This is a genomic window from Klebsiella sp. MBT K-1 (assembly GCF_002556465.1).
Taxonomy (GTDB): domain Bacteria; phylum Pseudomonadota; class Gammaproteobacteria; order Enterobacterales; family Enterobacteriaceae; genus Klebsiella; species Klebsiella grimontii.
The window spans coordinates 32,949-56,343 of the sequence record NZ_PDEL01000018.1 but is presented as its reverse complement, the minus strand read 5'-3'; the positions used below and the strand labels follow the sequence as shown (position 1 = coordinate 56,343).

17 protein-coding genes and 1 tRNA gene are annotated in these 23,395 nt (G+C 51.5%); 4 read left to right on the top strand and 14 right to left on the bottom strand.

From position 1 onward, the window contains the following. Nucleotides 1-41 precede the first annotated feature (41 nt). Entirely contained in the window at nucleotides 42-926 is an 885-nt protein-coding gene (locus tag CMQ96_RS23625; RefSeq protein ID WP_004098146.1) for a sugar phosphate isomerase/epimerase family protein, read from the top strand. A gap of 24 nt (nucleotides 927-950) precedes the next feature. Beyond that, complete coding sequence (iolE, locus tag CMQ96_RS23620) at nucleotides 951-1,850, top strand: myo-inosose-2 dehydratase (protein ID WP_004098147.1); 900 nt, start codon at nucleotides 951-953, stop codon at nucleotides 1,848-1,850. A gap of 124 nt (nucleotides 1,851-1,974) precedes the next feature. On the opposite strand, the gene CMQ96_RS23615 is transcribed toward iolE, so the two are convergent. The 8 genes from CMQ96_RS23615 to CMQ96_RS23580 all read right to left on the bottom strand — a co-directional run bounded on the left by CMQ96_RS23615 (nucleotide 1,975) and on the right by CMQ96_RS23580 (nucleotide 9,872). Next, nucleotides 1,975-3,285, bottom strand: a complete 1,311-nt coding sequence (locus tag CMQ96_RS23615) for an ABC transporter substrate-binding protein (RefSeq protein ID WP_024360501.1) — start codon at nucleotides 3,283-3,285, stop codon at nucleotides 1,975-1,977. Continuing rightward, complete coding sequence (locus tag CMQ96_RS23610) at nucleotides 3,278-4,351, bottom strand: ABC transporter ATP-binding protein (protein WP_098067423.1); 1,074 nt, start codon at nucleotides 4,349-4,351, stop codon at nucleotides 3,278-3,280. The genes CMQ96_RS23615 and CMQ96_RS23610 overlap by 8 nt, the downstream gene beginning before the upstream one ends. A 5-nt stretch (nucleotides 4,352-4,356) precedes the next feature. Then, nucleotides 4,357-5,181, bottom strand: a complete 825-nt coding sequence (locus CMQ96_RS23605; protein WP_024360499.1) for a phosphodiesterase — start codon at nucleotides 5,179-5,181, stop codon at nucleotides 4,357-4,359. 10 nt (nucleotides 5,182-5,191) lie between these two features. Then, a complete protein-coding gene (locus tag CMQ96_RS23600; protein ID WP_004136134.1) occupies nucleotides 5,192-6,079 on the bottom strand; it encodes a carbohydrate ABC transporter permease in 888 nt (295 codons plus the stop codon). Next, entirely contained in the window at nucleotides 6,069-6,941 is an 873-nt protein-coding gene (locus tag CMQ96_RS23595) for a carbohydrate ABC transporter permease (protein WP_098067422.1), read from the bottom strand. Before CMQ96_RS23595 ends, CMQ96_RS23600 begins: the two co-directional genes overlap by 11 nt. A 190-nt stretch (nucleotides 6,942-7,131) precedes the next feature. Next, the gene (locus CMQ96_RS23590; protein WP_004108819.1) at nucleotides 7,132-8,151 is read right to left on the bottom strand and encodes an NAD(P)-dependent alcohol dehydrogenase; all 1,020 of its coding nucleotides are present in this window, start codon (nucleotides 8,149-8,151) and stop codon (nucleotides 7,132-7,134) included. 129 nt (nucleotides 8,152-8,280) lie between these two features. Beyond that, nucleotides 8,281-8,859, bottom strand: coding sequence for a bifunctional 2-polyprenyl-6-hydroxyphenol methylase/3-demethylubiquinol 3-O-methyltransferase UbiG (locus CMQ96_RS23585; protein ID WP_098067421.1), 579 nt, complete (start codon nucleotides 8,857-8,859; stop codon nucleotides 8,281-8,283). Next, nucleotides 8,859-9,872, bottom strand: coding sequence for an HNH endonuclease domain-containing protein (locus tag CMQ96_RS23580; RefSeq protein ID WP_098067420.1), 1,014 nt, complete (start codon nucleotides 9,870-9,872; stop codon nucleotides 8,859-8,861). Before CMQ96_RS23580 ends, CMQ96_RS23585 begins: the two co-directional genes overlap by 1 nt. A 307-nt stretch (nucleotides 9,873-10,179) precedes the next feature. Here CMQ96_RS23580 and CMQ96_RS23575 point away from each other — a divergent pair. After that, nucleotides 10,180-10,264: transfer RNA gene (locus CMQ96_RS23575), tRNA-Leu, on the top strand. Nucleotides 10,265-10,462: 198 nt separating this feature from the next. Continuing rightward, nucleotides 10,463-11,725 (top strand): integrase arm-type DNA-binding domain-containing protein, encoded by a 1,263-nt coding sequence (locus CMQ96_RS23570; RefSeq protein WP_098067419.1) that lies wholly within the window; start codon nucleotides 10,463-10,465, stop codon nucleotides 11,723-11,725. Nucleotides 11,726-11,906: 181 nt separating this feature from the next. Here the strand turns inward: CMQ96_RS23570 and CMQ96_RS28715 are convergent, their stop codons facing one another. The 6 genes from CMQ96_RS28715 to CMQ96_RS23540 form a co-directional block, all read right to left on the bottom strand. After that, nucleotides 11,907-12,413 (bottom strand): hypothetical protein, encoded by a 507-nt coding sequence (locus tag CMQ96_RS28715; protein WP_176519007.1) that lies wholly within the window; start codon nucleotides 12,411-12,413, stop codon nucleotides 11,907-11,909. 84 nt (nucleotides 12,414-12,497) lie between these two features. Then, nucleotides 12,498-15,368 carry a DEAD/DEAH box helicase family protein gene (locus CMQ96_RS23560; protein WP_098067418.1) on the bottom strand — a complete coding sequence of 957 codons (2,871 nt, stop codon included), beginning with the start codon at nucleotides 15,366-15,368 and terminating at the stop codon, nucleotides 12,498-12,500. 2 nt (nucleotides 15,369-15,370) lie between these two features. Continuing rightward, nucleotides 15,371-16,984, bottom strand: a complete 1,614-nt coding sequence (locus CMQ96_RS23555) for a site-specific DNA-methyltransferase (RefSeq protein ID WP_098067417.1) — start codon at nucleotides 16,982-16,984, stop codon at nucleotides 15,371-15,373. Between the two features lie 10 nt (nucleotides 16,985-16,994). Continuing rightward, the gene (locus CMQ96_RS23550; protein WP_098067416.1) at nucleotides 16,995-19,382 is read right to left on the bottom strand and encodes a S8 family peptidase; all 2,388 of its coding nucleotides are present in this window, start codon (nucleotides 19,380-19,382) and stop codon (nucleotides 16,995-16,997) included. Nucleotides 19,383-19,391: 9 nt separating this feature from the next. Next, nucleotides 19,392-20,372 carry an AAA family ATPase gene (locus tag CMQ96_RS23545; protein ID WP_098067415.1) on the bottom strand — a complete coding sequence of 327 codons (981 nt, stop codon included), beginning with the start codon at nucleotides 20,370-20,372 and terminating at the stop codon, nucleotides 19,392-19,394. Between the two features lie 25 nt (nucleotides 20,373-20,397). Next, nucleotides 20,398-23,247: an SNF2-related protein gene (locus CMQ96_RS23540; RefSeq protein ID WP_098067414.1), complete on the bottom strand. Its 2,850-nt coding sequence runs from the start codon at nucleotides 23,245-23,247 to the stop codon at nucleotides 20,398-20,400. Nucleotides 23,248-23,395: the final 148 nt, after the last annotated feature.

Here is a 23,395-nt window from a genome sequence, read left to right as displayed (position 1 = left end):
TCCCGCTTTGCTGACGGAACTTCTTTGCACAGGTAACGACGATGAAAATTGCTTTTGACGTTGATGTTATTAAAGACCTCGGGGTTACCCGCATGGTCCACCAGGTGGCCGAATGGGGCTACAAATACATTGAGCAATCGCCGCACCCGCAGATCAACCCGTTCTACAAGCACCCGCGGGCCAGCCGGGAAATTATGGCTGAGTACAAGCAGGCGCTGCGCGATACCGGCGTGGAGCTCTCTTCGTTTATCTGCGTCTATCGCTGGTCCGGTCCGGATGAGCTGCGCCGTCAGGCGGCAGTGAAAAACTGGAAACGGCTGATCGAAATCGCGGTTGAAATGGGTGTACAGGTGATCAACACCGAGTTTTCCGGCGATCCTAACCAGCCGGAGATTTGCGATGAGATGTTCTATCGCTCCATGGAAGAGCTGCTGCCGATTTTTGAGCGCGAAGGCATCCGCGTTGAAATTCAGGCGCATCCGTGGGACTTCTGCGAAGAGAACAACGAAACCGTCGATATCGTGAAGTCGTTCCGCAGCGATAACGTGAAGTACGTTTACAGCGTCCCGCACACCTTCTTCTATGACAAAGGCGTGGGCGACGTTGAGAAGATGCTGCGCTACGCGGGAAGCGATCTCTCCCACGTGCTGATCGCGGATACCCGCAACCATACAAAACATTGCCGCTATATCGTTAACCCACCGGGCGTAGATGCCGTCGTTCACCAGCACGTGGGCGTCGGGGAAGGGGATGTTGATTTCGACGCGCTGTTCCGCACTCTGCGCGATATGAAATTTGCCGAACAGACCTTCAAGGTCGGCGGTGAGCCAATTGTGGCCACCTCGCTGTTCGGTTACCCGGAAAAAATGAAATACCAGGCAGTGGAAACCCGTGAACTCATCGAACGTGAATTGCTGCGCCGGTAAGGCGCAGCGGCAGGAGCCCCTACTATGAACAAAGATAACGTAAAACTGGCCATCGCCCCGATTGGCTGGACTAACGACGATATGCCGGAGCTGGGCAGCGAAAATACTTTCCAGCAAATCGTCAGCGAAATGGCGCTGGCGGGCTTTACCGGCAGCGAAGTCGGCAGCAAATATCCGCGCGATCCGGCGGTTCTCAAGCCGATGCTGGATATCCGCGGCATTCAGATTTGCAACGCCTGGTTCAGCACCTTTTTTGCTAACGGCCAGCGGGAAAAGACCATTGACGAATTCGTTAACCACATGAATTTTCTGCATGCTATGGGCGCGAAAGTCATCGGCTGCTCCGAGCAGAGCGGCAGCATTCAGGGGCTGGAAAAGCCCATCCTGGAGAATGCGAAACCGTGCTTTAGCGAAGAAGAGTGGCAGCGGGTGGCGGAAGGCTATAACACCCTCGGTCGTCTGGCGGCGGAAAAGGGCATGCAGGTCTGTCTGCATCACCATATGGGTACCGGTATCCAGACGACGGCAGAGATCGACAAGTTTATGTCGCTGGTGGATGACAAAGTCTTCCTGCTCTACGACACCGGACACGCCTGGTATTCCGAAGGCGGCGAAGAGCCGATGCTGGCGATTCTGAAAAAATATCTGCCGCGCATTAACCACGTACACCTGAAAGACGTGCGTCCGCCGGTGATCGAGCAGGTGCGTCGCGAAGGGCTCTCCTTCCTTGACGGCGTGAAGAAGGGGACCTTCACCGTGCCGGGCGACGGCGTCATTGATTTCCGTCCGGTGTTCAAACTGCTGGATGAACATGGCTATAAAGGCTGGATGGTGGTTGAGGCCGAGCAGGATCCGGCGCTGGCCAACCCATTCGAATACGCCGTAAAAGCGCGCAAATATATCCGCGAGACGGCAGGAATCTAATCGTTGTTTCATTTTCAGGCCATACGTCGTATGGCCTGCTTTTTTTTCCTCTGTCGTGACGGCGAAAAAGCGACGCTGAACGTTTCCCTCTCCTTTTGTGAGAGGGGCAGGGAGAGGGAAAAGTTTACTTCACTTCCGCCAGCGCGGTCTTATCGACGTAGGGCTTCATCAGCGCATCGGCTTCCTTCTGCGCCGCCTGCACCGCGGCTTCCGGGGTAACGTTGGCATCATTGACCACCGCGGCCAGCTGGTTTTCCATCGCTTTACGCACGGCAACGGTCTCCCAGGTGGAGTACCACGGATGGGCATACTTCAGCTGTTCGAGGGCGATAGCCGCGCGCGGATCCTGCTGCAGATACGCCTTCATTTCCGGCGTATCGTAGGCGGCCTTACGCGGGGAGAAGTAGCCGGTAAAGCGGCTCCAGGCGCCGTTGACCTGCGGGCTCACCAGATACGTCAGGAACTGATACGCCGCTTTTTTCTGCGCGTCGTTGATGCCCTTGAAGCTCACCAGGCTGGCGCCGCCGATCGGTACCGCGCGCTGCTCTTTGGCCGGCAGCATCGCCACGCCCAGCTCAAAATCTTTGCTGTTCTCGCGCATAAAGCCCAGCGCGCCGGTGCTCAGCATCGCCATTCCGACTTTGCCGGAGAAGAAGCTGGCGCCGATCTGTTTCGAATTCAGCACGCCGGAAGGCATAACTTTGTCTTTATAGACCAGGTTCTGCCAGAAGCGCAGGGCGCCGATGGTGGTTGGCGTGTTGTAATAGACTTCGCCCGGATAGTCCTCGTTAAAGTATTTCCCGCCGTTGGCGCGCACCAGCGCCGAGAAGATCCAGCCGCCGTAATCATCGTTGGTCGACGGCAGCATGATCCCCCACTGGCCTTTGCTTTCGTCGGTCAGCTTTCTGGCGTCCGCCAGCAGCTCGGCCCAGGTTTGCGGCGGCTGTTTGATACCGGCCCGATCGAACATTGTTTTGTTGTAGTAGAGGATCGGCGTCGAGTTATGGAACGGGATCGCATAGGTGGTGCCCATCACCTGGGCGTTTTTATGCATTGCGGGCCAGAACGCCTTCACCAGAAAATCCCCGGCTTTTTGATCGCCATACTGGAACAGCTCATCCATCGGCAGGATCTCATCCTTCAGCGCCAGATCGGTGGTGAAGTTAGCGGACATAATCACCAGCGCGGGCGGCTGTCCGGCCTTCTGCGCTGATTCGGCTTTGATCTTGGTGGTGTCGTAGTTACCGGTAAAGATCCCGCGCACTTCGACATCCTGCTGCGACTCGTTGAATTGCTTAATGACGCGGGTCATCTCCATGGTCAGCTTACCGTCCACCGGCGCCGGAAACATGAAGTCGATCTTCTCTTTCGCCTGCGCCGCGCCGCTCAGGGCAAGGCTGAGCCCAACCGCGAGAGCGGTGAGAGGTTTAAACATGGTCTGTCTCCATCAGTAAATTATGCTGTTTCTCAGCATGAAAAAGATGCACATCGGCAGGTGAAAAGCCGAGGATCAGCGAATCGCCTTTCTCCGGCACCGCGCCGCGATGGCGACGGCTAAAGCGTAGGGTGCCGATGGGGGTGCTGACGTGGAGCAGATAATCGGCTCCCATCAGTTCTCGTTGCAGCACGGTGGTGGGCAGGCGCAGATGGCTCTCCTCCACGCGGTCGCTGATATGTTCCGGGCGAATGCCTAACCACACCCGGGATTCTTCACGGTAGCGCGGCGGCAGCGGATAGCGCAGCTCACCCAGTAATACCTCACCATCAGCGCAGGGCAGCGAGAGCAGATTCATCGCCGGAGATCCGATAAACCCGGCGACAAACAGGTTGGCCGGGTTGGCGTACAGATACTCCGGTCGCCCGACCTGCTGTACGTGGCCGCCGTTCATCACCACGATGCGGTCGGCCATCGACATCGCTTCCGTCTGGTCATGGGTGACGTAGACGGTGCTGGTTCTGAGCTGCTGGTGGAGGTCCATAATGCTGTCGCGCACTTCGCTACGCAGGCGGGCGTCAAGGTTAGAGAGCGGCTCATCCATCAGGAACAGGCGCGGATTGCGCACAATCGCCCGCGCCATCGCCACCCGCTGCCGCTGGCCGCCGGAGAGCTTCGCCGGCTTGCGATCGAGCAGGGTATCCAGCTGCAGCATTTGCGCGACTTTATCCACCCGCGGCTGCCAGCTGGTTTTCTCCTCTTTGCGTACCTTCATGCCGAAAGTGATGTTGTCGCGCACCGACAGGTGCGGAAACAGCGCATAGTTCTGAAAGATCATCGCGAAATTACGCTCTCTGGGCGACATGTCGGTGATGTTCTCATCGTGCAGCCAGATCTCCCCCTCGCTGACCGGCTCCAGCCCGGCGAGCAGGCGCAGCAGGGTGCTTTTACCGCAGCCGGACGGGCCCACCAGCACCACGAATTCCCCTTCGCGAATATCCAGCGACAGGGTGCTGAGGGCCGGTTTACCGTCAAACTGTTTACTGATGTTTTGCAGACTAAGCATGGCGTTTAGCGATCTTCCGTTGGGCAGCTGATATTTTCGTCGTACATCCACGGTCCGGCGTAGTGGGTCAGCGGATGCTGATAGCTCACCCACTGCTCGTCGACCTGGCGATGCATCAGGCATGACGCCGGAGAGAGGTCGTAATACGGTCGGGTATCTTCATGAAAGTAGGGCACCTGGTGGACGGTTCCCGGGATGGTGGAGATGATGGCCTGGCGATACTGGGTCATGGTCAGGCTGTGGTTATGGCCGCAGAAAATGCGCGTCAGCGACGGGAAACGCTCAACCAGCGCCAGCAGACGATGGCCGTTTTCGCAGGCGATAGGGTCCATCTGCGCGTTGCCCAGCGGCAGCGGCGGATGATGCATAAACACCGTCGCCGGTTTATCGCCGCCATCAAACAGCTGAGACTCCAGCCACTTGATGGTTTCCTCGGTCAGCCAGCCTTTCGACGTACCCGCGCGGCTGGAGTCGATAAACAGCAGGCGAGTGGCAAAATCGTCTACCGCGTAGTGCATGTTTTGCGCATCGCGGCCGAGCTGCGGGCACAGCGGATGCAGGTATTCCAGAAACAGCGCTTTATCGTCGTGGTTGCCGGGAATGAGATACAGCGGATAGTTCAGGCTGCCGAGGATCTGGCGGGCGACCTCATACTCTTCCGGGCGGCCGCAGTTGACGATATCGCCGCTCACCACCACCGCGTCCGGACGCTCCTGCAGGGCGTTCAACTGGGAGACGACGTCGGCATTAGCGGCGTTGACGTCAATAAAGCCGTACAGCTTCTGGCCGCGGCTGCGGAAATGGGTATCGGAAATTTGCGCTAACAGCATGAAGAGCTCCTTATTTGATCCCGGAGAAGCCGAAGCTTCGCAGGAACTGTTTCTGGAAGAGGATGAACGCGAGCATCAGCGGCAGGCAGACCATCAGCGTGCCGGCGCCGATGATGCCCCACTGACCGCCGGATTCGGCGCCCATGGCGAACGAGACCAGCCCCACGGTCAGCACCTGTTTGTCCGGGTCGTTCAGCATCATCAGCGGCCACAGATACTCGTTCCAGTGGTAGGTAATGCTGACGGTGGCGAAGGCCAGCACCGACGGCCAGGACATCGGCAGCAGCACGCGGAACAGCACCTGCCACCAGCGACAGCCCTCCATCAGCGCCGCCTCTTCCAGCTCTTTGGGTATGGCCAGAAACGCCTGACGCATCAGGAACACGCCGAACGCCGAGGTGAAGTAGGGCATCATTACCCCAGTGAGGGTGTTGAGCAGGCCGAAGGTTTTCAGGGTCAACATGTTCGGCACCATCATCACCACCGGCATGATCATCAGCTGGACGAGGAACATCAGGAACAGCGTCTTCTTGCCGCGGAACTCGTGGCAGGCGAAGACGTAGCCGGCGGTGGTGATGGTCAACAGCTGCGCGAAGAAGGTGCCGAAGGTGAAGATAAGGGTGTTGGCGTAGAGGCTCAGCCAGTCGGCGCTGTCCCAGGCATCGCGGAAGTTATCCAGCGTCAGCGGCATACGGGGCAGCAGGGAGGCCATATCCTCGCCGAAGGTCGTGGCGCTAAACGAGGTTGCCAGCATCCATAAAAACGGGCTCATCCACAGCAGCGCCAGGCAGCACATTAATACCGTGAGCGTAAAGGGCTGCGAGCGGCGCAGGCGCAGCCAGAGCGGGCGGGATGCGCTGTGCGATCGCAGCGCCAGCGGCGAGATTTCAGCGCTCATAGTGCGCTCCTTTCTCCAGCAGTTTGAGGTTAATCAGCGAGAAGGCAAACAGCCCGGCCAGCGTCAGGAAGGTGGCGGCGGAAGCTTTACCTAAATCATGGGTGTCCCAGGCGAGGTTCTGGATGTAGTAGAGCAGCACGGTCGTGGCGTTATCCGGCCCGCCGCGGGTCATCACCGCCACGTGGTCGATCTGGGTGATGGAGTAGATCAGCGCCGTGGTTATCACGAAGCTCAGGGTCGGGCGCAGCAGCGGCAGCGTCACATTAAAGAACACCTGCGTGCGGGTGGCGCCTTCCATTATCGCTGCTTCGCGCGTGGAGGCCGGAATGCTTTGCAGCCCTGCGAGGAAAAACAGCATGTAGTAACCGGCGAACTTCCACACCCCAATCAGCGCCAGCGCCAGCAGCGCGCTATTGCTGCGCCCCAGCCAGTTGTTGTTCATCGGGCCGAACAGCTTTGCCAGATAGTGGTCGAGCAGGCCCAGGCCGGGCATAAAGATAAACAGCCACAGCGCGGCGGCGCTGACCATCGGGATAATCATCGGGAAGAAGAAGGCGGTGCGCAGCCAGCGGTTGACGCGGTGATTCTCGGTCAGGGCGACCGCCAGCAGCAGGGCGAGCGTCACGCCCGGTACCACCGTCAGCAGGATATAAAGCAGGTTATTCACCAGCGACTGCCAGAAGACGCTGTCGGCGAACAGACGACTGAAGTTCTCCAGCCCGACATACTGGCCGCCGTCGCTGACTATGCGGGTATCGAACAGGCTGTCATAAATCGATCGCCCGAGGGGGAACCAGGTAAACAGCAATAAAAACAGCAGGGAAGGCGACAGTATCAGCCAGGGGAGCCAGGTTTTTCTCATGGTGGCGGACGTCTCATTCAGGCGTTTGTAGAAGCCCGGATTGTGAGAAGGATTGACTGCAAACGTATGGCGGGGAGATGACGGTTTAATGACCAGGGAAACAAGCGCCGGGCAGACGGGCCGCCCGGCATCATCCCGATCAGTGGCGTTCAGGCCGCGCGGCTGCGGCCTGAAGCATGACGAGGAACGATCAGAAGTCGGCTTTCAGCACCACGCGGTAGCGGGCCTTGCCCTCGCGAACGTGCTTCAGCGCCTCGTTGATCTGCGACATCGGGAACAGCTCGGTGGTTGGCGCGACTTTGCTGCGTCCGGCAAATTTCATCAGCTTGCGCAGCTCGGACGGGTTGCCGGTGGCCGAGCCGGAGATGCTGCGGTCGCCGCCAATCAGGGTAAAAGCGGGGACCGGGAACGGCTTCATTACCGCGCCGACGGTGTGGAAGTTGCCGCCGTACGCCAGCGCTTCAAAGTACGGCTGCCAGTCGAGGTCGACGGCGACGGTGTTGATAATCAGGTCGAACTGGCCGGCCAGCGCCTTTAAGGCTTCGGGATCGCGGCTGTTCACTACGCGATCGGCGCCCATTGCCAGCACTTCCTGCTCTTTCGCCGGATTGGAGCTGAAGGCGGTGACTTCCGCGCCCATCGCGTGCAGCAGCTTGATGGCGATATGGCCGAGGCCGCCAATGCCGATGACGCCGACGCGGCTGTTCGCCGTGACGTGATGCATCAGCAGCGGCTTGAAGACGGTAATGCCGCCGCAGAGCATCGGCCCGGCGGATTCAAGATCGACGTTTTCCGGCAGCGGGATCACCCATTGCCAGTCGGCGCGCAGCTTATCGGCGAAGCCGCCGCGGTTGATGATGGTGGGCACCGAGCCTTCCAGACAGTTCACGTGGTTGCCGCTGATACAGGCGTCGCAGTGGCCACAGCTGCGCGCCGTCCAGCCAATGCCGACCTTCTGGCCAACCTTCAGCCCCTTATCCTGCGCCGCGCTGCCCAGCGCCGCCACCCGGCCAATCACCTCGTGACCGGCCACCAGCGGATAGCTCGACATGCCCCATTCGTTGTCGATCATCGACAGGTCGGAGTGGCAGATCCCGCAGTACTCCACTTGCACTTCGACATCTTCCGGCTTAAGGTCGCCGGCATCGTACTCCCACAGCGACAGATCGGCGCCCGCTTCTTTGGCGGCGTAACTTTTAATAGTGCTCATGACAGTTTCCTTGGGTTTGGCGTAGTTAAGAAGGAAGTGTAGAGCATGGGGCGAGGGGACGCTTGGCAGAAGGAGGGGGGAAGCTTGCGTAAGCCGGCTTCTCCGCGAGAGAGAAGCCATCGCGATAGTTCAGCTTTTGATCAACAGCGCGTTGAGCCAGATTTCGCTCCGCTCCGGGCGCTTATCCACCGTCTGCCACATGTTGGCAAGACGGATACCCGCCAGCGGTTCGACCAGCGCCGTCAGCCCTGCTTCATCGAGATCGGTAAACCGCCGCCCCTCTTTTTCTCGCTCGCCTGAACCGTATTTAAATGAGACGTACCAGACGCCGCCGGGTTTGAGGGCCGTAGCCAGTTTGTGCATCACTCCCGGCAGCTCCGCGGCGGGAACGTGCAGCAGCGAAGCGCAGCACCAGATGCCGTCATACCGTGCGCTTTCGCTGATACTTTGAAAGGTCGCCTGACGCACGGCCAGCCCGCTGTGTTGCGCAGCCCGCTCGACCATTGCCGGTGAGGCGTCAAACGCCTCGACCCGGTAGCCCATATCGGCAAAGGCTTTGGCATCGCGTCCGGAGCCGCATCCCGCATCGAGGATCAGCCCGTTCGGTTCAATCGCCCTGATAAAAGGCGCGTACAGAGAGGTCATATCGACAGCGACGGTTGAAGCCACAAAGCTGTCAGCGTTCTGCTGGTAGTAGTTGATTGTCATCAGAATATATCCGTTCCGGCGGCCTGAGGTTCCCATTCATGAAGGAGCGTAATGCGCGCAGTGTTCCAGATTTTGGCGAGGAAGTCATCGCGGCGGGCGGTCGTGTTGCCGGTCTGACGGATTAAGGTTTCACGCAAGGGAAGGTGGCTGGTAATAAAATATTCGTTTCTGTCGCGCAGGCGGCGCAGCAATTTTGCCGACGGTACCCGCATAAACTTGCCTTTCTCCCCGCGGTTGCAGCTCTTGCAGGCGAGAACCAGGTTCCAGACGCCGTTGATATTCGCCACCTCGCCGCGCGCCGCCCACGGGATAAAGTGGTCAACGTCGGCCAGGTTCTCATCTCCGCTTTCGAGACTGATCGGCGCATAGCAGTAAAAGCAGCGGCCTTTTTGGTAGCCGTTCAGGCTGTCGCGACAGCTGGAGATGGCAACTCGTCGGGTATTCAGGGTGCTGAAGAGCTGCTGTTCGGCGGCATCATATTCCACGGCGATCAGGCTGCTGGCGATGTTCATCGCCCACGCCTGTTCCACCAGACGCCAGCGGGCGTCCGTTTCGTGGATCAGGTTCTGGTACTGCTGGCGCTCCGTCAGAGAATAAAAGTCGTCGGTCAGACGGATGCCTTGATGCGTTTTACGCTCGTCGATAAAAAAGCGCCTGGCGATTTCGCCCTGATTCACGTTATGAAATTTATCCAGCACCACGCTAAAGCCGAGCTTAACCGTTGCCGCGATGAGCTGATCCTGGGTTATCTCCTGGCGATTGAAGCGGCTACAGGCGCTGAGATACTGGCTTTTTGGCGACGTGATCTGTTTGGGGGCCTGCTCAAGATGGCGACACAGATGCTGGCTGAACGGCACCGCCAGCTCCTCGAGGCGTATCAGATCGCTACCGTCGCGGCGGATATCGTACAGCGCATGCGCCAGCGCAAACTTATAGGAGGCGACGTTTTTGCCAAAAAGAATAATGCCGCGCCAGTAGTTCTCCAGCGTTGGTTCTATCTGATAGAAGCGCATTGCGGAAATCCTGTTTTGGGAAAGTACCGGCGTTATTACGCGTACTAATAACAGGATCTGATAACAAATTGCCGAAAATGTAAACCGAATTGAGGCGTTTGCAGGATTTTGCGAGCAGACTCGGAGAAAGAGGAAACCGCGAGTGGGAAAGGTGAGAACGAGAGGTTTACTTGCGGAACGTATTGAATGTTGGCCGAAATGCGGCTTGCGCTGTTTTTTTCAACACTTAGCGCGGCAATCGCATTCTGCCGCTTGCGCAGCAGCCAGTGACAGGTATAATCCAGAACGTTTTCCGTATCCTTTCCGTGCCGGAGTGGCGAAATCGGTAGACGCAGTTGATTCAAAATCAACCGTAGAAATACGTGCCGGTTCGAGTCCGGCCTTCGGCACCATCGGAACATCAATAGGCGTCAACGGACGTCTTTTTTTGTGCCTGAAATCCAGTATCCGCAAGGCTTTCCTCGCTTTTTCACTCAACCTAAGTCAACCTGATTCAATCTACATCAACTTACTGATGCGGGTACAACTGCGGGTATATCCCGGTTCGATAATGTTTGTACCCACACAGAACCCTTGAAAGGATACTCATCATGGCTCTGAGTGATGTGAAGGTTCGTTCGGCTAAGCCTGAAGCAAAAGCCTATAAACTAACTGACGGTGAAGGCATGGTTTTGCTGGTTCACCCTAACGGTTCCAAATACTGGCGGCTTCGTTATCGTTTTGGCGGTAAGGAGAAGATGCTGGCGCTGGGGAAATACCCTGAAGTCTCGCTGGCCGATGCCAGGGGGCGCCGGGATGAAGCCCGTAAGCTAATAGCTAATGGCATCGATCCCAGTGAGAACAAGAAAGCCGTTAAGGTAGAGCAGGAGCAAGAGGCGATAACGTTTGAAGTGGTCGCCAGAGACTGGCATGCCAGCAATCAGAAATGGTCTACATCGCATAGTGCTCGTGTATTGAAAAGCCTGGAAGATAATCTCTTTACTACTATCGGTAAGCGGAACATTGCCGAGCTGAAGACGCGTGATCTGCTTGTACCCATCAAAGCGGTGGAATCATCCGGGCGTCTTGAAGTCGCCGCCCGTTTACAGCAGCGCACTACCGCGATTATGCGCTTTGCCGTTCAGAGCGGCTTAATTGACTACAACCCCGCACAAGAGATTGCCGGTGCAGTTGCTACGGCTAAAAGACAGCACCGTGCTGCTCTGGAGCTTAACCGCATACCTGAATTACTTCATCGTATTGATCACTATTCCGGAAGACCATTAACCCGACTTGCTGTCGAACTTACCTTGTTAGTCTTTATCCGTTCAAGTGAACTGCGGTTTGCCCGCTGGTCAGAAGTCGATTTTGAAACGGGCATGTGGACGATTCCAGGTGAGCGTGAACCGCTGGAAGGAGTTAAGTATTCGCAGCGTGGTTCGAAGATGCGAACGCCCCATCTTGTTCCCTTATCGCGTCAGGCCTTAGCTATTCTGGAAAAGATCAAAAGCATGAATGGGAACCGTGAGCTGATCTTCGTTGGCGATCACGATCCGCGCAAACCCATGAGTGAGAATACGGTGAACAAGGCTTTGCGAGTGATGGGCTATGACACGAAAACAGAAGTGTGTGGGCATGGTTTCAGGACGATGGCGTGTAGTTCTTTGATTGAATCGGGATTGTGGTCGAGGGATGCAGTAGAGCGACAGATGAGCCACCAGGAGCGTAGTTCTGTACGGGCGGCTTACATCCATAAGGCGGAACATCTGGGAGAACGTAGGTTGATGCTGCAGTGGTGGGCTGATTATCTGGATGCGAATCGGGAGAAGGGGGTTAGTCCGTTTAATTATGGGAAAACCAATAATAAAACGTGATTATAATTCAAATTGTTGAATGGCGCTGATCATGGGCGGCGGCGTGAAGTGCCGCCTTAATTCTGCCAAAAATGGATCTATTGTAAGGGATAATGATCATTGTTGCCCTTTGTCGGACAATCTGCTCCCTAAAAGCTCATTATGAATAAGCTACAGATTTAGTAGGGAGGAGGTGGGATAGTCATTCTGGCAGAACGAAATATAATAAACTCAAAAATAAACCAATGCTAAAAATATGACGAAAAAGAGAATTTCTTACCAATTCATCCAGGCACGTTCCACTCCATGTGCCATTTCCCCAGCCTAATTGAAATAATGTAGACCATGAAATTAAAATAATACCTAAAGCGCTGACGCTATTTTTCCATGATAGATGGGGTGTTATTTTTAATTCTCCCGTATAAAAACCAATGCCTGCTATTAAAATAATAATGCTAAAAATATAGACTGTTGTCTTGAGTAACAAAGTTCGTAATTCTTTTAGCCTCTGGGGATGAGAGTAGGTATGATTTTTTGGATCAAGACTGTAATTTCCTTGTTCGAGCTTCCGTTGATACTCTTCTTTCTCAAGCTCAAATGCCATTGAGTTTTCGGCTGCGGATAATACAAATAGTTTGGTGTTAGTGATTAAATACCACATGCCTTTATAAACATTCTGCTTTTTAGGGAACTCATTTCCTAGATTCATTTTTTATCTTTTTTTATGTTAAACCATCCTTAGATAGCATTATACCGTCTAAGGATGGTTCTCGTCATTACTCCAAAATGGCTATTATACAGATAAACTATTATTCATCATAAAATCAGCCATTAGTCCAGAAATTGAACGACTTAACTCAATTTCATCATGGGGGATAAGAGCATATTGCCATGATTTCCCATTAAGTTTCTCAGCATTTTGATTTGCAAATTCGCACCAACGGATAGCCGCTCGCGTTTTGGCCTGAACTTCTGGCGTGTCGATTTCTGTCGCTTTTTTCGGTTCAATCAGGCAATAGCCATTGTCCATTTCGACAACGAAATCAGGTTCATAATTTCTACCATTAGCATATTCGATACGGAACTGACCTGGGCGAGGTTTCATCCAACGAATCACTGAGGGGTCATTCTCCAATATTTGAGCTAGGCGGAGCTCCCCATCTACAGAGTCAAATTTCTGATAAGGGTAACAGCATTTAGTAAAACCAGTGAAAATCATCTGGCGGACTTTATTTTTTTCTCCTGCGGGAACTGCAATACGGAAATCTCTCGGTTTTTCATTACCGGCAAAATTGAACGTCGCTGGATGTATTACATCAAAGCCCTGAGTTATACGTCCGGTATAGCCTGTTGGCGTTGTCCACATATTCTGTTTGATTTGCACCCATATAAATTCAGCCAGCTGCCGACCCGCATTTTTCAGAACGGATTCTGCATCTTCCTCCGCCTGATAACTGCACAAATGGTTCACCATCTGTCCGGCCAGTTTGTAAAGCATGTAGGCATGTTCGTCGTAATCAATTTCATCATGGTCGAGCAGATAACGAATGAGATAGTTTTCTAGCCGTTCTTCCGCTTCTCCACCTTCCTGCCAACTGATTGTCCGCTGTTCGTTATTTTCCAGATGCGTGAGTAAGAGCTCTTTACTGCCGGGTTTGAGCGCAATGCGATCTAATCCGGAAAGGTTGAAATCATTAAACCCGTAATTGACTTCACGTTCTGGCAAAACCACGATTCGAGGAATATCGATAGTATATTCCATCAGTTTTTCGGTGATCGTCCCGACCAACTCCTGAACTTCCGTATCCTCCATTGAAAGGAAACTTGGCTGTTCAACTTGCTCTTCAATCATTTCCGTCAAATCGAGTTGATCCGAAGACGATGAGATTTGATGTTGAGTCACTTCCCATTCACGCAAGGCTTGTTGTACCCGTCGAGTTACGTTTGCTTTCACCTCTGGCGCGCTGAGTTGCTGACTGCTGGTTAACCGTTTAGCTTCTTCTGACACCACTTTAAACGTGAGTTCTGCGACTTTACGTTCTGTTTCCGTATTGAGTACCGGTTTTGATATGGAGTTTGTCTGATATATTGCTTGAGGTTCACAAGCCTGCAACCCATTATTATCAATGATTTGATTTCCCAACAGGAATTCAGCCATTGATGGTACGATAATTTGCTGGGGTTTTACTTCTGGAATACCGTTTTCATCATCATCCAGCCCGATATACAGAACTTTCTTGATAATCGAGTCATCGTTATTGGCACGATCGATAATCTCCTGAAAACGGTCATGGGCAATAATCGTCAGGCGATCGACGGCTTCGACGCCGGTTCTTTTGCCGTAGGGAAGGCGCAGTCCTCGGCCTATGGTCTGCTCAGTCAGGATTTCAGAGGCAGAAGCACGTAATGGAACGATAGTGTACAGATTTGTAACGTCCCATCCCTCTTTTAACTTGTTGACATGAATGACGATTTCGGTGTCTTTGTCATGCTCGACGGCCAAAAGTCGCTGCATAGTTTCTTCTGATTCTTCACCCGTTTGGTTCGAGTGAACGGTGATTACTTTGCCTTTGTAAGCGCCATTGAAAAAATCGTCGTGTTCAATGCGTACTTTTAGCCTGTCCGCATGATCGGTATCCTGCGCAACGACTAGCATAAAAGGTTTGACCAGTTTGTTACCGGTGTTGTTGGCAAAGCTGGTTAGTTCCGTTTTCACGTATTCATGATGGTGGATTCCGTCTTCCAGCTTAATTTTTTCCAACTGCTCTTCAGAGTAGTTGGCAGCACGGAAGTCTTTGCGCGTAGCAACAGCTGGAATTTTGACGTATCCGTCTTTTAGTGCACGCGAAAGGGGATAGTGATAAATAATATTTTTAAAATCACGTGGGTTTGCACCTACGGTTTTCGGGGTGGCGGTTAATTCAATACCTAATACTGGGTTAAGATCGTTAAGCGCTTGTGCACCCGCACTAGCATAGTAACGGTGGGCTTCATCCATCAAAACAACTAAATCGGGCAAGTTTGCAAGATAGCTAAAATAAGATTCTCCGACGTATTCCTGAATGCGTCGGATTTTAGCGACTTTGGATTTAGTTGCACCTTTGGCATTTTCCAGCGCGTTGATTTTGGAAATATTGAAGATATTAATGTGTGGAGCTGTTTCGCTGCCAAAAAGATCACCCGTTTTGCTTTCAGCAATCGCATAATCCAGACGAACGCCTCGCCCTTCCTGATAGTCATCACCAGTAATTAGTACCGGTGGTGTTTGTGCCAGTTCAGGAATGCCCTGAAAAACATACTTTGGCGAGCCGGGTAAAAAATCCATCTTAAGTTTTTCATAGATGGTTAAGTTCGGAGCTAGTACGAAAAAGTGGCGACTGCGTCCGGTTAAGTATAGCCAGGCAATCATCGCTCCCATTAAGCGAGTTTTACCTACACCCGTAGCCAGTGCAAAGCATAGTGAAGGGAAGGCTCGTTCAAACCCTTTGACTGTGGGATACTGTTGACGTAGCAATTCAATCCAGCGATTAAGATCGGGATCTTTGCTGAGACCGAGCTGTTCGAGCACATCGCATAAGATGCGTAATGATTCATCCTGCGGATCGCGCAGTGACAGTCGTGCACTAATTCGATTGGCAATTTTTATGGCGTTGCTTTGGCTCATAATTATTCTTCGCCTTCAGTATCTTCGTCGTAGTCAATATCGCCAGGTTGTTCTGAATCAGATAGTACATTTAGCGTAAAGCTATAGTCATCCTGATCCCATTCGCATTTACTCAGAATGGCACGAGGAATTTTTACCAATGTCAGATTAGGAAAGTCTGCCCCTTCGGTCATGAAGGCTTTGCAGCAGATCAACAATGTGCGTTCAGTTCCCACCTCTTCACTTATAACTTTGAGTTGTTCATAAGCCAAAGAACCGGTAGTGACATAGATGTAATCAGTTTCTGTACTGTAACCATGATTCCAGTATTGAGTCGGACTTGGTGCGTAGGTAAAATTCATATGCTTACACATGGCTTCTGCCAGCATTTCGGCGTTATATTCCTTATTTATCACCCAGTTGCCCCAGTTATCTTTTTTGAGTAATGAAGGAGCTAAATGGAAGTAGCGGAATCCGCCACCACCTTGCCAGTTAACAGATTTAGAAATACCGCCTAGATCTTCTCCACTAATTACTTTCTTAAGGCGGGGTACAATATGGGTATTACAGTGTTCGCCTAGCTCAACCATGATCCAACGGCGATCCATTTTGTGAGCGACTGCACCAGTTGTCCCGGATCCTGCGAAGGAGTCGAGGACAAGATCCCCTTTATTTGTAGCGATTGTAAGTACTATCTGTAATAGCCGTTCTGGTTTCGGTGTTGTAAATGGATCGTTGCCAAACAGAGCCAACATTTCTTTCATTGCTTCTTGAGTGTGCCCTGCCAGAGTATGCTTCCATAGTGACATTGGCATCATGCCCTGATTGACATCAGAAAAAAAATTCTTAAGTGCAGGAACTTTATTCTTACCACTTTTTCCCCACCATAATCTATTTTCCTTCACATGCTGAGCATTCACTTCTTTTGACATTGCCCAAACTCGAGTTTTATTCGGCCAGACCTCTTCACCAGTATTGGGGTTTATTATTGGATAATAAAGGTTTGGGCGTTCGTCAGCTGAGTATCTACATGTATAGTCCATTGCTTTCCATGGACCTCTCAGATCATTATCTGGATTCTTGTATCGACCTGTTTGATCTTCCGTCATAGGCAAGTAATTTCTTTGGAAATTGTTTGATTTACTATAACAAAGAATATGGTCATGCACGTAACCAAACCCTTTTGTATCGGGTGGTGGCGAATATCTTTTTTCCCAAGCAATATCACATTGAAAGTTATTTCTTCCGAATACTTCGTCGCATACAATTTTCAGGTAATGCGCTTCATTGTCATCTATTGTGATCCAAATTGAACCATCCTCAGATAGTAATGTGCGTAATATTTCTAGACGATCTCTGATCAGACAGAGCCATACAGAATGTTCTAATCCATCCTCATAATACTTAAATGCACTTCCTGTATTGTACGGTGGATCGATAAAGATACACTTGACTTTCCCTGCATAATTTTGCTCCAACGCCTTTAGAGCCAACAGGTTATCACCATGAATTAGCAGGTTCTCATTATCCGCATCGCCGTAAGATAACTCCTTATCTTCAAGCAGAATACGCGGCTCCAAACGAGGACGCTTATGCTTACCAATCCAGTTAAGTTCTAATTTTTGCTTTGTTGACATAATCTATTTTTTATCCAATACGTGCTCGCGCGCGTTCCTGTTCACGGATCTGCGCCTGAATTTGTGTATAAAGCTGAGCCTGTTCGTTATCACGATCGGTCGCGGTCACTACCAGTGCGTAAGGCTCCTGCTCGCTGCTGAATGCTTCGCCCCAATCTCTATCCTGACGGGTTACAACGATAAACCATTTTTCATTCGGGTTACGCTGACGGAAAGTCCATACTGATGATTGTACCGTACCGCGTTCCCGCTGTTGAGCAGATACAACCCGGTTAGTTTGGGCATCATCGGAGCGGGTTTCCGTTTCACTCTGTGTCTGGTGATTAAAACTGGCCTGTACTTCGTCAAGCGAGCGGCCTTTAACCAGCCGGAAACTGATCCTTGTGGCGGTATAATCCATCCGGGTTGTACGTACAGCAGGTGAGTAAGCCAGTGTCACGCGGATTTCACGGGTTGATCGCTGCGATCTTAAAAAAGAAGCCGGGAAGGGCAGTTCAAAAAACTGATGGGCGTTATTTTCTATCTGCTCTTCACATCGCATGACCACCACATATTCTGAAGAGCGGTATAAAGCATCTTCATCGATGATGCCGTAACCCGTTACCTCACGTTCTATCTCGCGGTTTCTCGTTGTAGGTGCGTTTTTATAACTTTCTCGCATCGCCTGCGGGAAAGCCTGCGTCATCGCCTGAGGGACAGATGCATGATTAACCAGCATTGCCCGTAACATACTGGCGGACATATCCGGGTATTCGTTTAACAGGCGTCCTGCCAGATGCGTAATATACGGTGCGGCGAAGCTGGTACCGCTGAGCTCCTTAAACAAGGTAGCGCCCTGAAACTGGTGATGGCAACTTAATACACCCAAACCACGCATATGCGCCTGCCATTGCCCTTGCCGCACATTGGAAGCGACACTGCCACCGTGTGCCATAACGTCGGGTTTAAACGCCCCTTTTATTGATGGACCATGTCGGGTAAAAGGTGAAGGTTGATTTTCTGTTGCCGGGCAGAGATGCTGAATATCCTCAGGTCTTCGTTGTGCATCGTGCGTTGCGTTATGCCTGGCGATGCTGCCCACTGTCATTACATTGAGTGCAGGAGCTGGATCGATGATAACGCTTGCCTCATGCAACAGGTAATCAGGATACTCATCCCGCCAGCTGCTTTGCGGTACCGGAGGCTCGTCACTACCAGCGAAGTTTCCTGCAGAAACGACAAAGAGTACATTGTACTGCCTTGACAACGTATCTAATAAATACGCTATACCGCGGATATGTTTGCCGTCGTAGGGAGCATTAGCGTTTCCCAATGACAGGTTGAAAATGCGGCAGCCGAGATCGGTAAAATATGCAACAGCGGCTGCAAGCGTAGCTTCAATAGTTTCGGCATTAAATTCAGCCTGCTCGTTCAGTACTTTTCCATTATACAGCCATAGTTGAGGCTGCCAGAAATTGCTCTGGTTACAAGCTTCAACATCACCATACAGCGCAATACTGGCAACGGCAGTGCCATGCCCCTGTTCATCAAACGCATCTTGATCGGGAATAAAGCTGGCGCTTTCAGCAATGGCAGCGCTTAACAAAGGATGGTTGGTATTAATACCACTATCCAGAATACATATCCTGGTCGCATTTTCCGCTGGCGAGCTCAGGCGAGCTGGAAGTGTATTGATGTCCCGGTTAATTTGTTGATAGCTAATGCCACTAGAGGGTGGCAAATCAATAAACCTAACGTCCCGATGAGCTAATAGGTGTTCCGCTTGCGCGAGTGAAACCTCGACCCGGTACATTAACAGGCTGTCCAGATTGACTTTATCCTGCCTGGAAATATCCTGCTCCTGTAACCAGTGCTCAAAACGTGTATACAGATCGATACGTTTGGGATGATGCGCAACTTCGATAGGCCAGAGCTCTACATCCAGTTTAAAGCGTTCCGCTACAGGAAAACCATAACGCCGAAGAGCCCAGCTTTTGCGATCTTCCGCCGACCAGCCCTCGATACCGTCAAGCGCCTCCAGGATCTGTTTGTAGGTTAGTTCTGTATTACCTAGACCGAGGGATGACAGATGTTCTGCAAATGTAGCCAGCCCTTGCTCGTCACTAAAGACTACGCAAACTTGTTTATTTTCCTGACTGACAAACTCTACGCCATGATGTATCAATGCCGAAAAGTTCATCGTGCCGCTGTAGTTCAGCTTGAGTATATATCGACCATCAGCGGCGCTGCCTGGTACCTGCGTCAGCATCGGGCGCAGAGTCTGGAGCTGGTTCAATAACATTTGCCCATGCTGACGTAAATCGCCTCTGCGAATACGAGGCATATTGACTCTGCGGGTCCGTCGGTCATTCTGAAGAGGGGCTTTGGAAATATTTAGATGCTGATAATTCGCCGTCATGGCAGTCCCTTATCGGTGAATTCTGGCGTTCTCTCGCTGCATCGCGTTTTTTAAATCTTTCAGCGTCAGGAATTCCTGATGACGCAGGATCATGTGTTTAGTGGCTCGGCGAACGATGCGTTCGATATCTGCACCACTTTTGCCATGAAGCAAGGATAACAACTCATTATCGTCCAGTTCAAACTGTCGGCGAATGCCGCGTAGCTTTAACGCCAGCAACTCGCGTAACTGCGTCTGATCTGGCAGAGGAAATTCAATCACTTCATCGAAACGACGCCAAATGGCGCTGTCCAAAATATGTTCATGGTTGGTGGCCGCCAGAATTAGACTTTTGCCCTGATAAGCATCCATCATTTGCAGTACAGCATTGACGACCCTGCGTAATTCGCCGTGTTCTCCGCTGTCGCCGCGTTCTTTACCTATTGCATCAAATTCATCGAACAAGACCACCAGCGGATGTTGGGCAATAAAATCAAAAATTTTACGCAGATTTGCGGCTGTTTCACCCAGAAATGAGGATACCAATACATCAAGGCGGACAATTGCCAGCGGCATGTCCAGCTCAAAGGCAATGACCTCCGCTGCCAGCGTTTTACCGCAGCCTGGTGGCCCGAAGAACATGATTTTACTGGCTGCTTTCATCCCATAGCTATGCAATACATCGCTACGCCGGTGCTCTTCAAGGAGCTCATCGATCACTGTAGCACTGGTAGCTGGAAGGATCATTTCATCGAGGCTGCGCTGCGGCTGCCGTAGATCCAACAGTGGCAGCCCCCTTTCTTTGTCTACCGGTGCCGGAGGCAACGTAGGTGAACGCGAAGCCTGAACAATGTGATCGCCATAAAGAATATGCTCCAGATCGTTAGCCAGAAGATGGTGCTGTTTCTGACGTTCCTCATCAATAATGGCTTCTGAAACGCGACGGAACGTAGCAGTGTCGCCCGTCGCGCCCGCTTTTATCAGCTGCCTTAATACTTTACCGTTAGCCATTATTGACTCCTGAAACAACAACACTTCATGCGGAAGGTGAATTCAATGTCCAGCTCACCGCAAATAATTGACTGGACGTTATCTCTGTCGCCAGCTTTTGTTCAACCTCTTCCAGCAGGCGGTCTTCTTCCTGCTCAATTTTTTTCTTTTCATCATGATACTGCAACATGATGTTGTCCCGCTCGCGTTCTAGTGCCTTTAGGGAGCGTTTAGCTTCCATCTTCTCTTTCAGCGAAGGAAGTTGGCGGGCGGTTTTACGCGCTTCTTTAATTTCTGCATCTAACTGTTTGATGCGTAGGTCCAGCGCGATGCGACGATCTTCTGACCAGCGTTCAAGTTTTTCTACTTCTTCATTGTAATAAAGTTCGTTATCACGTTCGACCTGCTGGATAAAAGAATTCCGTAAAACCTCACATTGTGCGGTTAAAGTGGGTAACACAGGCTGTTCTTCGATTGATGTTACCTCTGACAACGGCAAGCGAAGCAGACGGGATGCGGTTTCTTCCGCCACTACCTCACCATTTTCCGTTACGGCAGCGACAAGTAGCTGCTCTCGTTGTTGTTCTTGATTTCCAATACTGACTTTTGCTAGTAACAACTGCCCTGATTGTTGGCAAAGCAATTTTACATCAGCCAATTGTCCTGCCTTGGGTTGGTAGATGAAATGGAGTTTCTGACAAACTGGCAATGTGGAAAGGTCTTTTCCCTCATGTAGGGCCTCATCAATCAGTTGCTTTCCGTATCCCTGATTAGGTCGGAAAAATTCTGCATCCTTTTCATCCGCAACAGGCCAGCTAACGTCATAATACTTTCCCGAGGAACGAAAACCAGTTTCAGAGTGCTGGAAATCGCTATTGTCACTTAGAAACATTTCCGCTAGCAGCAGCAGATTTTCCTGATAAACGTTTAACTGTGCGAGGGTCGTTGTGCGTCGAGTTTTTAGATTTCGGACGACATCTACATCGAAATGTTCAAATAAGGAACGCCGGGTTTCATTCTCCCGGTTTTCCAGCTGCTCTTTGAGTTCATCCTGGAGCTGATTAAACTCCTGTTCTATTTGCTCGTCGGAGCGGCAGTGCTGGTAAATCTCATGGATACGCCGTTCAATATCAACGCCCGACTCTATCGATCCCAGAATATCATCGGATGCACCAAACACGCCTTCAAAAAGCTGGAACTTCTGGCTCAATAGTTCAAAGACACGCTGATCGGCCCGGTTGCCTTTATTAATGAAATTGACCACTACAACATCGTGCTTTTGTCCGTAACGGTGAACACGCCCGATACGTTGCTCAACCCGCTGCGGGTTCCAAGGTAAGTCATAATTGATTAACAGAGAGCAGAACTGAAGGTTGATACCTTCTGCACCGGCCTCGGTACATATCATCAGAGTGCCTTCGTCCCTAAATTTTTCGACCAGCGCCGCCTTCATGTCCGCCGTACGCGAACCGGAAACCCGGCCAGAGTTTTGATGCTTCTCCAACCAGTCACTATAAATCTTGCGAGACGCCGCATCGCTGTTACTGCCGTTGAGCAACACGACTTCGCCTTCATACCCATTGTCTGAAAGCAGTTGCGCTAGCCAGGTTTGGGTGCGCACGGACTCGGTAAAAATGACTGCTTTACGCAATCCACCCAGTTCTACTGTGAATTTGAAAGCCCGACTAAGAACGCTTAACAATGCCTCCGCCTTAGCGTTTTTAGTTATAGATGCCGCTAACGTTTTATAACTTTTTAACTGATCGATTTCTGCCTGTAGAGCCCGAGGATCGATGGTATCTTCATCCTCGATACCTTCTTCATCACTGTAATCATCATAATTTTCATAATCAGTCAGGGCATCTAAGACCGGCATTTTATTTTCTAGACGATGAATCATAGTCTCCAGCGTTCCCTGAATCGCAGTGGACGATGAGGCCAGAATTTTGCGAATGACTAATGTTACTAGATGACGTGCACCACTTTTGATTGCCAGTAGATCGTCTTGCTGCAAATAAGAGGAAACCTGTTTATAGAGAGCTTCTTCTTCATCCGTCGGGCGAAAATCTTCGGTTATTGAATGACGGCGGGTAAAACTGATACCACCTTCCTGCTGAACCTGTCGGCGAAGCGTACGGTTACAGATCTTATTCAGACGTACCCTTAATAACGCTAATTCTGCATCGTCAATATTCTGCCGAGAATAACGGGCCTTAAACGAAGCCAAATCGCCGAAAAAATGTGGGTCAATAACGGAAACCAGACCATAAAGCTCAAGGATACTATTTTGAAGCGGCGTAGCGGAGAGCAGAATTTTTTTCCTGCCAGATAATGCACTACTGAGCTTTTTGGCCGTTTTAGCGCCATCGCTCTTGTAGATATTTCGCAGTTTATGGGCTTCATCCATGACGACCAGATCCCATGGGATACGGGCCAATTCATGTTCTTTACGGGAAGCGAATTCGTATGAACAAATACATATCGCAGCCTCCCCAGTTGCGTTTTCAATGTCAAATGGATTACCACATCCCTCTTTGATCATTTGATTGAAGCTTTTTGCTTCGATAATCCGCGAAGGTAATGAAAATTTCTCTTCAAGTTCCTGACTCCACTGCTTACGCAGCGTTGCCGGAGCAATAAGCAATAATTTCCGGCGTCGTTCTGCCCACTTTTGCGCCAAAATCAGGCTGGCCTCAATGGTTTTCCCCAGCCCGACCTCATCGGCTAGGATAACGCCACTAGATAAAGGAGATGCTAGTGCAAACATCGCTGCTTCTACCTGATGGGGGTTCATATCAACCCGCGCGCTGGCGATGGTCTGTGTAAGTGAGTCCTCGGCTTTGCCGCTTAACGTTAACCACTGTGCCAGATAGAGACACTGATGATTTGAATACATTTTTATACCATTCAGATAGGACGGGATAAGATAGATACCTTATTTTACTTTCACGAGTACAAGAGTTCTAGCTATTGCGTTGTTCCTGCTGTGAGCCTGCGTGCAGAATTAGACCACATCAACATTGTGTGCAGTTCCAGACACTGAC